The 14735-nt window shown below is 50.3% G+C and carries 14 protein-coding genes, 1 other RNA gene and 1 pseudogene; 7 read left to right on the forward strand and 9 right to left on the reverse strand.

All coding sequences use genetic code 11. The annotated features are described in order from the left end of the window. From EQY_RS0122405 to amtB, 3 genes are all read left to right on the forward strand, one after another. The coding region (locus tag EQY_RS0122405) for an ATP-binding cassette domain-containing protein (RefSeq protein WP_000307541.1) at positions 1-809 on the forward strand (809 nt) is incomplete at its 5' end. Positions 810-989: 180 nt separating this feature from the next. Continuing rightward, the gene (glnK, locus tag EQY_RS0122410; protein ID WP_000780338.1) at positions 990-1328 is read left to right on the forward strand and encodes a P-II family nitrogen regulator; all 339 of its coding nucleotides are present in this window, start codon (positions 990-992) and stop codon (positions 1326-1328) included. A 29-nt stretch (positions 1329-1357) separates the two neighbouring features. Continuing rightward, positions 1358-2644 (forward strand): ammonium transporter AmtB, encoded by a 1287-nt coding sequence (gene amtB, locus EQY_RS0122415; protein WP_000685050.1) that lies wholly within the window; start codon positions 1358-1360, stop codon positions 2642-2644. Positions 2645-2694: 50 nt separating this feature from the next. Here the strand turns inward: amtB and tesB are convergent, their stop codons facing one another. Next, positions 2695-3555 carry an acyl-CoA thioesterase II gene (tesB, locus tag EQY_RS0122420; RefSeq protein ID WP_010347651.1) on the reverse strand — a complete coding sequence of 287 codons (861 nt, stop codon included), beginning with the start codon at positions 3553-3555 and terminating at the stop codon, positions 2695-2697. Between the two features lie 217 nt (positions 3556-3772). Between tesB and EQY_RS0122425 the strand changes: the two genes are divergently transcribed. Beyond that, a complete protein-coding gene (locus EQY_RS0122425) occupies positions 3773-4345 on the forward strand; it encodes a YbaY family lipoprotein (RefSeq protein ID WP_000779816.1) in 573 nt (190 codons plus the stop codon). A 29-nt stretch (positions 4346-4374) separates the two neighbouring features. Here the strand turns inward: EQY_RS0122425 and EQY_RS0122430 are convergent, their stop codons facing one another. Further along, complete coding sequence (locus EQY_RS0122430; protein ID WP_000409910.1) at positions 4375-4686, reverse strand: MGMT family protein; 312 nt, start codon at positions 4684-4686, stop codon at positions 4375-4377. Positions 4687-4848: 162 nt separating this feature from the next. Between EQY_RS0122430 and ffs the strand changes: the two genes are divergently transcribed. After that, positions 4849-4945, forward strand: an RNA gene (ffs, locus tag EQY_RS25315) — signal recognition particle sRNA small type. Positions 4946-5063: 118 nt separating this feature from the next. Next, entirely contained in the window at positions 5064-5417 is a 354-nt protein-coding gene (locus EQY_RS0122435; protein WP_000878149.1) for a DUF1428 domain-containing protein, read from the forward strand. 38 nt (positions 5418-5455) lie between these two features. Here the strand turns inward: EQY_RS0122435 and pdeB are convergent, their stop codons facing one another. The 7 genes from pdeB to acrA form a co-directional block, all read right to left on the reverse strand. Next, complete coding sequence (gene pdeB / locus EQY_RS0122440; RefSeq protein ID WP_024212711.1) at positions 5456-7006, reverse strand: cyclic di-3',5'-guanosine monophosphate phosphodiesterase PdeB; 1551 nt, start codon at positions 7004-7006, stop codon at positions 5456-5458. 162 nt (positions 7007-7168) lie between these two features. Further along, positions 7169-7639, reverse strand: a complete 471-nt coding sequence (locus tag EQY_RS0122445) for a YlaC family protein (RefSeq protein WP_024212712.1) — start codon at positions 7637-7639, stop codon at positions 7169-7171. Positions 7640-7753: 114 nt separating this feature from the next. Next, the gene (maa, locus tag EQY_RS0122450) at positions 7754-8305 is read right to left on the reverse strand and encodes a maltose O-acetyltransferase (protein ID WP_000102549.1); all 552 of its coding nucleotides are present in this window, start codon (positions 8303-8305) and stop codon (positions 7754-7756) included. Between the two features lie 171 nt (positions 8306-8476). After that, complete coding sequence (gene hha, locus EQY_RS0122455) at positions 8477-8695, reverse strand: hemolysin expression-modulating protein Hha (protein WP_001280991.1); 219 nt, start codon at positions 8693-8695, stop codon at positions 8477-8479. A gap of 4 nt (positions 8696-8699) precedes the next feature. Then, positions 8700-9095, reverse strand: a complete 396-nt coding sequence (gene tomB, locus EQY_RS0122460) for an Hha toxicity modulator TomB (protein WP_000344801.1) — start codon at positions 9093-9095, stop codon at positions 8700-8702. Positions 9096-9650: 555 nt separating this feature from the next. Continuing rightward, on the reverse strand, positions 9651-12800 hold the full coding sequence (acrB, locus tag EQY_RS0122465) for an efflux RND transporter permease AcrB (protein ID WP_001132459.1): 3150 nt from the start codon (positions 12798-12800) through the stop codon (positions 9651-9653). A 22-nt stretch (positions 12801-12822) separates the two neighbouring features. Beyond that, positions 12823-14016: a multidrug efflux RND transporter periplasmic adaptor subunit AcrA gene (gene acrA, locus EQY_RS0122470; RefSeq protein WP_010347661.1), complete on the reverse strand. Its 1194-nt coding sequence runs from the start codon at positions 14014-14016 to the stop codon at positions 12823-12825. Between the two features lie 141 nt (positions 14017-14157). On the opposite strand from acrA, the pseudogene acrR reads away from it, so the two are divergent. Then, a pseudogene (gene acrR / locus EQY_RS0122475) lies at positions 14158-14706 on the forward strand (multidrug efflux transporter transcriptional repressor AcrR); the annotation flags it as partial. Positions 14707-14735: the final 29 nt, after the last annotated feature.

Below are 14735 nucleotides of genomic sequence, written 5' to 3' on the forward strand. Positions count from 1 at the left end.
CGCGCCAGCAATATGGCAATGATGATCGCCCGTTACAGAGCGGCACCATCGAAGTCGATAATGTGTCGTTTGCTTATCGCGACAACAATCTGGTACTGAAGAACATTAATCTCTCTGTGCCTTCGCGTAACTTTGTGGCGCTGGTCGGGCATACCGGCAGTGGCAAAAGCACCCTTGCAAGTTTATTGATGGGCTATTACCCGCTAACGGAAGGTGAGATTCATCTCGACGGTCGTCCATTAAATTCGCTAAGTCACAGCGCATTACGTCAGGGCGTGGCGATGGTGCAGCAAGATCCGGTGGTGCTGGCGGATACCTTCCTCGCCAACGTGACGCTGGGGCGTGATATCTCCGAAGAACGCGTCTGGCAGGCGCTGGAAACCGTGCAACTGGCGGAGCTGGCGCGTAGCATGAGCGACGGTATTTACACGCCGCTTGGCGAGCAGGGGAATAATCTCTCAGTCGGGCAAAAGCAACTGCTGGCACTGGCACGCGTGTTGGTGGAGACGCCGCAAATCCTGATTCTTGATGAGGCAACCGCCAGCATTGACTCCGGTACTGAACAGGCGATTCAACATGCTCTGGCGGCGGTGCGTGAGCATACCACGCTGGTGGTGATTGCTCACCGCTTATCAACTATTGTTGATGCCGACACTATTCTGGTGCTTCATCGTGGGCAAGCCGTGGAGCAGGGCACGCACCAGCAACTGCTTGCGGCCCAGGGGCGTTACTGGCAGATGTATCAACTGCAACTTGCGGGCGAAGAGCTGGCAGCCAGCGTGCGTGAAGAGGAATCATTGAGCGCCTGAATAGCGCAAAATTTCATCGTTGGTGCAAAAATGTAACGCACTGTGCACTGTCATAGTGCGTTTTCATTTTCAATCTTCTTAACTTCCTGCTCTCTTTCTCGTTTTTCATTTCTGGCACACCGCTTGCAATACCTTCTTCGTGTAGCAGAACCATTACCGAATTCTGACCGGAGGGGATCTATGAAGCTGGTGACCGTGATAATCAAACCATTCAAGCTGGAAGACGTTCGTGAAGCGTTATCTTCCATTGGTATTCAGGGGCTGACCGTCACCGAAGTGAAAGGTTTCGGGCGTCAGAAAGGACATGCTGAGCTGTACCGGGGGGCGGAATACAGCGTCAACTTCCTGCCAAAAGTAAAAATTGATGTGGCGATTGCTGATGACCAACTCGATGAAGTGATCGATATCGTCAGCAAGGCGGCTTACACCGGAAAAATTGGCGACGGCAAAATCTTCGTCGCTGAATTGCAACGTGTCATTCGAATTCGTACCGGCGAAGCCGACGAAGCGGCGCTGTAATCTCTGGCACACAGCAACAGGAACGAAAAATGAAGATAGCGACGATAAAAACTGGGCTTGCTTCACTGGCGATGCTGCCGGGACTGGTAACGGCTGCACCTGCGGTGGCCGATAAAGCCGACAATGCGTTTATGATGATTTGTACTGCGCTGGTGCTGTTTATGACTATTCCGGGAATTGCCCTGTTTTACGGTGGGTTGATTCGCGGCAAAAACGTGCTGTCGATGCTGACGCAGGTGACCGTGACGTTTGCACTGGTCTGTATTCTCTGGGTGGTTTACGGCTACTCGCTGGCGTTTGGTGAAGGCAACAATTTCTTTGGCAACATTAACTGGTTAATGCTGAAAAACATCGAACTGACGGCGGTGATGGGAAGCATTTATCAGTATATCCACGTGGCGTTTCAGGGATCGTTTGCCTGCATTACCGTAGGCTTGATCGTTGGGGCGCTGGCGGAACGAATCCGCTTCTCAGCTGTGTTGATTTTCGTGGTGGTATGGCTGACGCTCTCTTACATTCCGATTGCGCATATGGTCTGGGGCGGCGGTTTGCTGGCTTCTCACGGTGCGCTGGATTTCGCGGGCGGCACGGTGGTGCACATTAACGCCGCAATTGCCGGTCTGGTGGGCGCTTATCTGATAGGCAAACGCGTGGGCTTCGGCAAAGAGGCGTTTAAACCGCACAACCTGCCGATGGTCTTTACCGGGACTGCCATTCTCTATATCGGTTGGTTTGGCTTTAACGCCGGGTCAGCGGGCACGGCGAATGAAATCGCGGCACTGGCATTTGTGAATACTGTGGTCGCAACGGCAGCGGCAATTCTTGGCTGGATCTTCGGTGAATGGGCGCTGCGTGGTAAGCCTTCACTGCTGGGAGCGTGTTCTGGCGCGATTGCCGGTCTGGTCGGCGTGACGCCAGCCTGTGGCTATATTGGGGTTGGCGGTGCGTTGATTATCGGCGTGGTAGCTGGTCTGGCGGGCTTGTGGGGCGTTACCATGTTGAAACGCCTGCTGCGGGTGGATGATCCCTGCGATGTCTTCGGGGTACACGGTGTTTGTGGCATTGTCGGCTGTATCATGACCGGGATTTTTGCCGCCAGTTCGCTGGGTGGTGTGGGCTTCGCCGAAGGTGTGACGATGGGACATCAGCTGTTGGTACAGCTGGAAAGCATCGCCATTACGATTGTCTGGTCTGGTGTGGTGGCATTTATTGGCTACAAACTGGCGGATTTGACAGTTGGCCTGCGCGTGCCGGAAGAGCAGGAGCGCGAAGGACTGGACGTCAACAGCCACGGTGAAAATGCCTATAACGCGTAACAAGCACTGCAAAAAAATAGCCGGACGGTTTTCACCTCCGGCTGTTTTTTTTAATTGTGATTACGCATTACCCCTTCCTGAACGGTCGAGGCAACCAGCACGCCGTCCTGGGTATAAAACTCCCCGCGCACAAAGCCGCGTGCGCTGGACGCCGAGGTGCTCTCCACGCTATACAACAGCCATTCGTTCAAATTAAACGGGCGATGGAACCACATGGAATGGTCAATGGTGGCAATCTGAATCCCCGGTTCAAGAAAACCGATGCCGTGCGGCTGTAAAGCAACCGGCAGGAAGTTAAGGTCAGAAGCGTAACCGAGCAGATACTGATGAACGCGCAGATCATCTGGCACGCTACCATTTGCGCGGATCCATACCTGACGATGCGGTTCTGCAACGTGCCCTTTCAGCGGGTTATGAAACTCTACCGGACGAACCTCCAGTGGACGATCGCAGATGAATTTATCTTTTAGCACCGGCGGCAGCAGGTGCGCCAGCGATTGGGCGATTTGCGTTTCCGAAGGCAGGCCATCAGGCGCTGGCGCGGGCGGCATCTCTTTTTGGTGCTCGAATCCAGCCTCTGGCGCCTGGAAAGAGGCCGTCATATAGAAAATCGGTTTACCGTTTTGAATAGCAGCAACCCGGCGGGCGCTGAAGCTGTTGCCGTCGCGTAGCGTTTCTACATCATAAATAATGGGTTTTTTGCTATCGCCAGGGCGAAGAAAGTAGCTATGAAACGAATGCACCAGACGCTCTTCCGGGACCGTCTCTTTTGCTGCATATAGCGCCTGACCAACAACCTGGCCGCCAAAGACCTGGCGTAAACCTAAATCCTCACTCTGGCCGCGAAAGAGTCCTTCCTCAATTTTTTCCAGATTTAACAATGTCAGTAAATTTTTTAGCGCCTGACTCATATAACTCTCCAGTAACAAAGCTGCCGCAGCAAGCCAAAGTGAGTTGAGTATAACGCAATTTTGGTACTGGTCCGATGGGTGCAATGGTCTGAATTACGGGCTAAATGCAGGCGTTAATACGTGACATGTGCCACACTTATTGACGTTACTATTTTGTTAACCACTCTTCCGGCGAGGAAAGTTAGCCCGCTGGTGCATTGATAATAAGGAGAAGTGAATGAAACTCGTGCACATGGCCAGTGGTTTAGCGGTTGCAATTGCGTTGGCAGCTTGCGCGGATAAAAGCGCGGATATCCAGACGCCAGCACCGGCTGCAAATACGTCTATTGCAGCGACACAGCAACCTGCTATACAACAACCGAATGTTTCCGGTACGGTCTGGATCCGTCAGAAAGTCGCACTGCCGCCTGATGCTGTGCTGACCGTGACACTTTCTGACGCGTCGTTAGCCGATGCGCCTTCTAAAGTTCTGGCGCAGAAAGCAGTACGTACCGAAGGTAAACAGTCACCGTTCAGTTTTGTTCTGCCATTTAACCCGGCAGACGTTCAGCCGAACGCACGTATCCTGTTGAGTGCGGCGGTTACCGTGAACGACAAATTGGTGTTTATCACCGATACCGTTCAACCGGTGATCAATCAGGGCGGAACCAAAGCTGACCTGACATTAGTGCCGGTTCAGCAAACCGCTGTACCGGTTCAGGCCAGCGGTGGCGCAACGACCACCGTACCTTCGACTTCACCAACCCAGGTGAATCCGTCTTCGGCAGTTCCAGCCTCTACGCAATACTAAGCGCCACTAACCCTCTCCGCTGGAGAGGGTTAGTAAATCCAGCGATAACGCTGTAAGTCGATTTGCCCGCTTCCCGACACCATCACTCCTTCTGCCAGTAATGCCTGCCGTTGACGCTGCAAATCCGGGCCGGTTAACGAGATTGTGCCGTGGCGATTAACCACCCGATGCCAGGGGAGGGTGCTGCCTTCGGGTAGACGCTTTAACACACCGCCCACCTGGCGCGCAGCACGGGGTGATCCTGCCAGTTTTGCGACGTCGCCGTAAGTGGTGACATAGCCTTCGGGAATAGCGGCTACGATTTGCCAGACGCGTTGGGGAAATGAATCTTCTTTTTCCATCTTTTCTTCCTGAGGTAATTTTTCAGCATAATCTGGAAAAACGTCTGAGTGAAGCCGCATTGCGCAAGAAACCAGCATCCGGCACGCAATGGGTTGCAATTAGCCGGGGCAGCAGTGATAATGCGCCTGCGCGTTGGTTCTCAACGCTCTCAATGGGGGCTCTGTTGGTTCTCCCGCAACGCTACTCTGTTTACCAGGTCAGGTCCGGAAGGAAGCAGCCAAGGCAGATGACGCGTGTGCCGGGATGTAGCTGGCAGGGCCCCCACCCATTTCTGCTCCTGCCGTTTCGTCAAAAAATCCCAATGTGGCTAAACTTTAACCACGACTGACGCCGCAAGAATTGTCTGGCTGCGCAGTACGCTTCGGAGGTATTTCTGATGAAGTATGTTGATGGTTTTGTGGTTGCTGTTCCTGCCGAAAATAAAGATGCCTATCGAGAAATGGCCGCAAAGGCCGCGCCATTGTTTAAAGAGTTCGGCGCGCTTCGTATTGTTGAATGTTGGGCCAGCGATGTGCCAAACGGCAAAGTGACCGATTTTCGCATGGCAGTGAAAGCGGAAGAGAATGAGGAAGTGGTGTTTAGCTGGATTGAATACCCTTCAAAAGAGGTCCGCGACGCTGCCAATCAAAAAATGATGTCTGACCCACGAATGAAAGAGTTCGGCGAATCAATGCCGTTTGATGGCAAACGGATGATTTACGGCGGGTTTGAGTCAATCATCGACGAGTAGCGTGACGGGCTGTGCGGCGTGCCGCCAGCCCCCAAAATTTACAGATGGTATTCTGCCCAGCGTATGAAATCTTCTTTTGGCAACGCTTTGCTGTACAGCCAGCCCTGACCGTAATGCACGCCATGCTGACGTAGCCACTCTTCCTGTTTACCCGTTTCGATCCCTTCCGCCACCATTTTCAGTTTCAACGTTTTTGCCATTTCGATGATATGCGGTGTGACATTTTTATATTCCAACGCATCAACGAAGGATTTATCGATCTTCAGAATGTCGACATCCAGATCCTGTAAATAACTTAAACTTGAATACCCCGTACCAAAATCATCCAGGTAAATATCATGACCCGCTTCCCGGTAGCGCGAAATTATCGGGGCGCTGGTTTTCGGATCGGCAAATTCGCGCTCTGTGAGTTCAAGAGCGATCTGTTTGGGGTTAACCTGGTAGTGATTGATCATGTCTCGCAGCAGTTGCGGAATTTTTTCCGAGGCGAGCACGGTGGATTCAAGATTGATGGAAATATGTTGTTCCGGGTGTTGTCGCAGCCAGTCGCCCATATCTTCAAACACGTTTCTTATAATCAACAGCGTCAGTGGCTCAGAAAGACCCGTTTGCTGTGCCAGCGGAATAAAACTATCTGGCGACAACCAACTACCGTCTGTCTGCGGCCAGCGCGCCAGTGCTTCGGCACCGACAATTTTGCCATTGGCTAAGGAGACAATCGGCTGATAGTGCACACAAATATCACGATTTTCGATGGCATCCTGCAAGCGATGATGCGGAGACTGGATACGACGCAAAATACGCAGCACAAACATGGCTGCCAGCAGGCCAATTAACAACCCTACAGGTAACCAGATAAAGACCTGCCGATGCCAGCCTTTTTGCAACGTTTTCGTTGAAGCCCAGGTGATGATGGAAATATTCATCTCTGGTAAGGGCAGAATGTCGTAAATGATCCCATTATTTTCGATGTGCTCACCGGGTGTTTTTTGCAATTGGGTAATAATACCCCGGGCAATTTCGTCGCTGCTGGTTATGACTATATTACGGGCATTGCCAATAATAGCGGCATCAATTTGCCATGAGCTATAAGGAATCACGTCGATAAAGGAGGCGGGGTCGATCATCACTACGTAATGTGCGGTTCCCATAGCAACCATGTAACGGGTAATACCTAAGTCATTGTGTGAGGTTAACCAGACCCGATAACCATCTTTTGAAATCTTCCCCGGCTCCGGAAAGGTATCCGGTGGGCTTTCGTGTTCCAGAGAAGAGCATTGGGGAACGTTGTTATCGATATAAACCACTTCCTGAATATAGCGATAGCTGTATGAAACCCGCCGCATTTCCATGAGATGCTCTTCACTACAGGCTCCGCCTTGCCATCTTTCCAGCTCTTGTAGTGCATCTTTCCCTTGCGTCGCCACTTTATTGGCTCGAATAGCGACGCGGGAGGAATAGGTATTCAGCTCTTCAACAAACGACGCTTCTACCTGCTGATGAGCCAGCCAGATGCTTAAGCCGACAGGCAGTAGTACTGAAAGTATAAGCACTCCCGAAATCAGGCCGACCAAATGTCGTGTTCTCACCAACATGTCCTTATCAACACAATGTAGGGAAAGTATATCTGATTGTGGAAAAAGGCTGGCAGGAGATAAGTGGGTAAGGTCAGTATTTCATGAAATGATGGGTGGCAACGATCATTGTCAATTGACCAGGCGCAGAGCTTACGCCTGGTGTGAAAGTCTGACTTAAGTTGTTGATTCGGCGCGAGCGAGAGTGAAAATATCGTAAAAAGACAGCTCGCCTTTACGGGCGATCATTTTTTGCAGTTGTTCTTTATGAACATCTGCGACACGCGGCGAGTTCAGTATGGTTTCAACCAGCGCGGCAGGGACAAAGCGCGTGTTATACCATTCGCCGTTATAGCAAACTCGAAAATCCAGCACGTCGATGTCTTCGTAGCGGTAGCGTGGGTAGACATCGAAAAAGAAGAAACCGTTGAGCAGGATGAATAGCACGACAAGGAGCCAGACTGAACCTGATAGCGTTTCGGACTGCAACATCACTGCCAGCGTAGCAAAAAAGGCAACATACATGCCAACAAACAGCCCCGGATGTTTGCGGATAAAACTGATACTAAAGCGGGGCTTGTTGTCGCGTTTTTCGCGCGTATTCAGAGATTCAATTGTTTCGGTCAGCAGGCGTTGTATTTCGGTCATCTTTTGCCTTCGTGGTATCTGCAACTCTCCAGGGAACACCCTATTTTAACGTGGGAATGACATGAGAAAAGTAACAGATTAACTACAATTTTGCATAACAGTTGCAAATTGTAGTTACAGTTTTTTAATGGCTCTGGCTGGGTTACCGCCTACGACAACATTATCAGGGACATCTTTGGTGACGACGGCACCTGATGCCACTACGACGTTATCGCCAATGGTAACGCCCGGGTTAATGATGGCACGACCACCAATCCAGACGTTGTTACCGATAGTCACCGGTTTCCCCAGTTCAACACCGCTATTACGTGCTACAGGGTCGATGGGATGTGTTGCCGTGTAGATATGGACACCAGGCGCCAGCATACAATTATCGCCGATATGAATAGGGCAGACATCAAGCATCACGCAATCGAAGTTCGCGTAAAACCCTTTACCGAGAAAAATGTTATAGCCATAGTCGCAGCGAAAGGAGGGCTCAATATACGCATCCGCAACCTGACCGAGTAAATCGGCGAGGATTTTTTGGCGTAAGGATTGATCTTCCGGCGAGGAATGATTGTATTGGTGAATAAGCTGACGAGCGCGCAGGCGATCGCGAGATAAAGTCTCATCTGCCGATCGATACAACTCACCAGCAATCATCTTTTCTTTTTCTGTGCTCATTACTGACGACCCGGTTGCTGGAAATGGGGCAACACAGTAATACGAAATGTCAGTGATGAGAACGTTCCCGTCACCTCTGTGTGACAGAAGTCACACGCGGCATGTCGTCATAGTAAAAATAAAATATATCTAATAAACAGATGGTTATAGTCCAGTGCTTATACTGTTTAATTATCGAATAAATTTCCACACCGAGGAAGGGATCTTGTCGTAAAGCTTATTCATGGTCAATTCTGCAAGACGGTGATCTGCGGCTGAGTAAAATACCGCCAGTTCATTATCTGATAATTCGTATTTATTTTTCTCGATAACACGTTCCAGCGTGTCAATTGTCTGACAACGACGCAAACGCATCAAATAATCGGTTTTCGTTAAAGGCTTATCGGACATACTTCTACCCATGGTTGTAATAATTAGAACAAGATAAACTCGCAGGATTCTCTTTAGTGGCGTTCACAAAACAACGGAACAGTCGGTTACCTGACTTCCGCCATTTCTGGAGATCCTGCATATTAATACCATAACTACTGAACAACATAAAGGTGTCGTCCAGATATTCATCTATCTGCTCAATGAGCTTATTGTCTTCATTATACTTAATTTTGTAATTAAGTGCGAAGGTCGCAATATGCTCAATGAGTTCATTAAGCTGCAGATTGATAGCCGAGGTAGGGTCGTTAACCCAACCATGGTTACTTTCTTCAAGGTTTGCAAGACAGTCATGATACAGGGTTTCGCAGAGAAATTTAAGCTGTGCAATATCATGTCTTTTTGGTGAGTATTCATCCATAACGCGTCCCCTTCTTAGTGGTTGAACTAACGGACACCTTTCGGGGTGGGAAAACTTACTGACCTGGACTTGCCCTCACAGTTGTTAGATTAACTATAATCCACTCTATGAAGGTTTTCATCGCATTATTACGAAAAATTACAATTAGTGGGAGGAGAGGGAAAAGGCTTACTTTTTCACCCTGCATCAACCACGTAAAGGCTAAAGCAGTTTGTTTGATGCTATTCATAACGTAATCAGGATCCTTGCGTCGGGGGTGATAAAATGAGACGGGAATTTGTCACACTAATACCCAGGATTACTCTGATTATGATGTAATTGATATGAATAAATAAAGGATTGCCGCAAATAATTAAGAATAGCCTCTAGATGTCTATGGGTTATTATACCTATTACTACCACTTAATATAAATTAACTAACAATAAGCATTTTTTATGAATTTTATGTAGCGTTAAAACTAACTTCCGTTTGCGAGCTTAGCTGTAAACATTGTTATTTTAAGATTATACGTATTAAAAAGGCCGCTTGCGCGGCCTTAGTGATTACGAGATCTATCAATGATGATCGACAGTATGGTTATGTTCGATATCTTCATTCTTGCGACTAAAGCGGCGGCGAACCACCACAAAGAACACCGGAACGAAGAAGATTGCCAGTACTGTTGCCGTCACCATCCCACCCATTACGCCAGTACCTACCGCATTTTGTGCGCCAGAGCCAGCACCAGTGCTGATAACCAACGGCATAACACCGAGGATAAACGCCAGTGAGGTCATCAGGATTGGGCGTAAACGCATACGCACCGCGTCCAGAGTTGCTTCAATCAGACCTTTACCTTCTTTATCCATCAAGTCTTTGGCGAATTCGACGATAAGTATCGCGTTCTTCGCCGACAACCCAATGGTTGTAAGCAGGCCCACCTGGAAGTATACGTCATTGGTTAAGCCACGGAAGGTGGCTGCCAGCAACGCACCGATAACCCCTAGCGGAACAACCAGCATAACGGAGAACGGAATCGACCAGCTCTCATACAGCGCCGCCAGACACAGGAACACCACAATCAACGAAATTGCGTACAGCGAAGGCGCCTGGTTGCCGGAGAGACGTTCCTGATAGGACATCCCCGTCCAGTCGTAGCCAACCCCCGTAGGCAGTTTGCTCGCCAGTTGCTCCATCAACGCCATCGCTTCACCGGTACTCTTGCCTGGTGCTGCCTGGCCTAAGATCTCCATGGATGGCAGACCGTTGTAACGTTCCAGACGCGGCGAACCGTATTCCCAACGGGAAGAGGAGAACGCCGAGAATGGCACCATCTGACCATTAGCCGCGCGGACATACCAGTTACCGATATCTTCCGGCAACATGCGGTATTTCGCTTCTGACATCACGTAAACTTTCTTCACGCGACCACGGTCGATAAAGTCGTTCACGTAGCTGCCGCCCCATGCAGCACCCAGAGTGGTGTTAATGTCGTTGATAGAAACACCCAGCGCCTGAGCTTTTTCCTGGTCGATATCAATCTTAAACTGCGGCGTGTCTTCCAGACCGTTCGGACGCACGCTGGTCAGCATATCAGGATGCTTCGCCGCTTCGCCCAGCAACTGGTTACGTGCCTGAGTCAGTTTTTCGTGACCGAGGCCGGCCTGGTCAATCAACTCAAAGTCAAAACCGGTTGCCGTACCCAGTTCTACAATCGCTGGCAGGTTAAAGGCGAACACCATCGCATCTTTAATCTGCGAGAAAGCGCGCGTTGCACGCGTGGTAATTGCTTCAACTTTGTTCTCATCACCCGGACGGTCAGCCCAGTCCTTCAACGAAACGAACGCAATACCCGTGTTCTGACCACGTCCTGCAAAACCGAAGCCGTTAACGGCGAACACCGATTCAACGTTGTTCTTTTCTTTGGTCAGATAGTAATTCGTCACTTCGTTGAGCACTTTCTGCGTGCGTTCCTGCGTTGCACCTGCAGGCAGCTGAACCATGGTCATAAATACGCCCTGGTCTTCATCTGGCAAGAAGGAGCTTGGCAGACGCACGAACAGATAGGCCATGCCGACCACGATGATCAGATACAGCACCAGATAACGCCCCGTACTGCGCAGAATTCCTCCTACGCTGTCGGTGTAGTGGTGCGTGCTCTTCTCGAACATGCGGTTAAACCAGCCGAAGAAGCCTTTCTTGCCTTCCCCGTGATCGCCTTTGGCAATCGGTTTCAGCATGGTCGCACAAAGCGCCGGAGTCAGGATCAATGCCACCAGTACCGACAGTGCCATTGCCGAAACAATGGTAATGGAGAACTGACGATAGATTGCACCAGTCGAACCGCCGAAGAAGGCCATTGGTACGAATACCGCAGACAGCACCATCGCGATACCCACCAGTGCGCCCTGAATCTGCCCCATCGATTTACGTGTAGCTTCTTTCGGCGGCAAACCTTCTTCCGCCATCACACGTTCCACGTTTTCTACTACAACGATGGCGTCATCCACCAACAGGCCGATAGCGAGCACCATCCCGAACATCGTTAGCGTGTTTATCGAGAAGCCAAAGGCAGCAAGAACCGCAAAGGTTCCCAGCAATACCACCGGTACGGCAATGGTCGGAATCAACGTCGCGCGGAAGTTCTGCAAGAACAGATACATGACCAGGAACACGAGGATGATCGCTTCAACCAGCGTTTTAACCACTTCGTGAATGGAGATTTTCACGAACGGCGTAGTGTCGTATGGATAAACGATTTTCAGACCCGATGGGAAGAACGGCTCCATCTTCGCCAGTTCAGCACGGATTGCCGCAGCCGTATCCAGCGCGTTCGCACCGGTTGCCAGTTTGATACCCAGACCAGAAGCGGGTTGTCCGTTAAACTCTGCGATGATGTCGTAGTTCTCACCACCCAGCTCAATTTTCGCCACATCACGCAGCAGTACGCGGGAACCATCCTGATTCACTTTCAGCAGAATTTTGCCGAACTCTTCAGTGGAGGTCAGACGCGTCTGAGCAATAATAGAGGCGTTAAGCTGCTGGCCTTTCACCGGCGGCGTACCACCGAGCTGACCGGCCGCGACCTGGGCGTTTTGTGCTTTGATAGCGGTAATGACATCAACCGGCGTTAACTGGTATTTGTTCAGCTCATTCGGGTTCATCCAGATACGCATCGCATACTGTGAACCGAACAGCTGAACGTCACCGACGCCTGATGTACGGCTGATGGCATCTTTCATATTCGCCGCTACATAGTCGGAGATATCCTCCTGCGTCATGGAGCCATCGGTGTTGATAACGCCGACAACCATCAGGAAGCTACTGGAGGATTTCTCAACGCTCACCCCTTGCTGCTGTACTTCCTGCGGCAGTAATGGCATCGCCAGTTGCAGTTTGTTCTGCACCTGAACCTGCGCAATATCCGCATCAGTACCAGACTCAAAGGTCAGGGTGATCTGCACAGTACCCGTGGAGTCACTGTTGGAGGACATGTACATCAGGTTATCGATACCGTTCATATTCTGTTCGATAACCTGTGTAACAGTGTCCTGCACCGTTTTTGCATCAGCGCCAGGATAGGAAGCGGAGATCGTTACTGCCGGCGGTGCAATCGTAGGATATTGCGCCACCGGCAGTTTGAGGATCGCCAGCCCCCCTGCCAACATGATGATGATGGCGATCACCCATGCAAAAATCGGGCGATCAATAAAGAAATTAGGCATGTCTTAACGGCTCCTGTTTAAGTTAAGACTTGGACTGTTCAGGCTGAGCACCGCTTGCGTCTTGCTGGTTGTTATCAGCGGTTATCTCTTGTGCTTTCACCTGGACACCAGGACGCACTTTCTGCAGCCCACTTACTACTACTCGTTCGCCTGCTTTCAGACCCTCAGTCACCAGCCACTTATCGCCAATGGCCTGGCTTGCGACGATCGGACGAGTTTCCACTTTGTCATCCGCGCCAACTACCAGAACGGTAGCTTCGCCGCGTGGTGTACGAGTTACACCTTGTTGCGGAACTAAAATGGCGGTTGGATTAAGCCCTTCTTCCAGACGTGCGCGCACGAACATACCCGGCAGCAGGGTGTGATCCGGGTTCGGGAAGATAGCGCGTAAAGTGATAGAACCGGTGGTCTGATCAACGGTAACGTCAGAGAACTCCAGCGTACCGTCCTGCGGGAACTTAATACCGTCACTGGTGATTAGCGAGACTTTGGCTTTACCGTTCTCTTGCTTCAGTGTGCCGTTGGCGAGTTCTTGTTTCAGACGCAGGAAATCGTTACTGGACTGAGTAACATCAACGTAGATCGGATCAAGTTGCTGCACGGTCGCCAGCGCAGTCGCCTGGCCGTTTTGCACCAATGCGCCTTCCGTCACGTTCGATTTACCAATACGGCCGGTAATCGGAGAGGTGACTTTGGTGTAAGCCAGATTGATGCGCGCGGTTTCAACAGCCGCTTTCGCCGCAGTAACAGCCGCATTTGCCTGTTGCGCATCAGCCAGCGCCTGATCGTACTCTTGCTTACTGATGTACTGAGTACCCAGCAGCTTCTGGTAACGATTAACAGTCAACTGCGCGATATTGGCTGCTGCCTGCGCTTTAGCCAGATCGCCTTTTGCACTGTCGTACGCTGCCTGATAGGTCGCAGGATCAATCTGATAGAGAGAGACACCTGCTTCGATGTCGCTACCTTCTTTGAAATTACGCTTCAGGATAATCCCGCTAACTTGAGGACGAACTTCTGCGATCCGGTAGGCACTGGTGCGACCCGGAAGCTCGGTTGTGATCTGCAGAGGTTCAGTTTTGACTGTTACTACCCCAACAGCGGGCATCTGCTGGCCACCTTGTTGGGCCTGTTTGTCGTCACATCCTGTAAGCGCTAAGCTGCCTGAGAGCATCAGAACGATCGCCAGAGGCGTAAACCCTCTGTTTTTGTTCATATGTAAACCTCGAGTGTCCGATTTCAAATTGGTCAATGGTCAAAAGTCGATAAACCCATTGCTGCGTTTATATTATCGTCGTGCTATGGTACATACATTCATAAATGTATGTAAATCTAACGCCTGTAAATTCACGAACATATGGCACGAAAAACCAAACAAGAAGCGCAAGAAACGCGTCAACACATCCTCGATGTGGCTTTACGTCTTTTCTCACAGCAGGGGGTATCATCCACCTCACTGGGAGAGATTGCAAAAGCAGCAGGCGTTACGCGTGGTGCAATCTACTGGCATTTTAAAGATAAGTCGGATTTGTTCAGTGAGATCTGGGAGCTGTCAGAATCCAATATTGGTGAACTAGAGCTTGAGTATCAGGCAAAATTCCCTGACGATCCACTCTCAGTATTAAGAGAAATACTAATTCATGTTCTTGAATCGACGGTGACTGAAGAGCGGCGGCGATTATTGATGGAGATTATTTTCCACAAATGCGAATTTGTCGGAGAAATGGCTGTTGTTCAACAGGCACAACGTAATCTCTGTCTGGAAAGTTATGACCGTATAGAACAAACGTTAAGACATTGTATTGAAGCGAAAATGCTGCCCGCAGATTTAATGACGCGTCGCGCAGCCATTATTATGCGCGGCTATATTTCCGGCTTAATGGAAAATTGGCTCTTTGCCCCGCAGGTGATGCTGCCAACTTACTGATTTAGTGT

This window comes from Escherichia sp. TW14182 (genome assembly GCF_000208525.1).
GTDB classification, from domain to species: domain Bacteria; phylum Pseudomonadota; class Gammaproteobacteria; order Enterobacterales; family Enterobacteriaceae; genus Escherichia; species Escherichia ruysiae.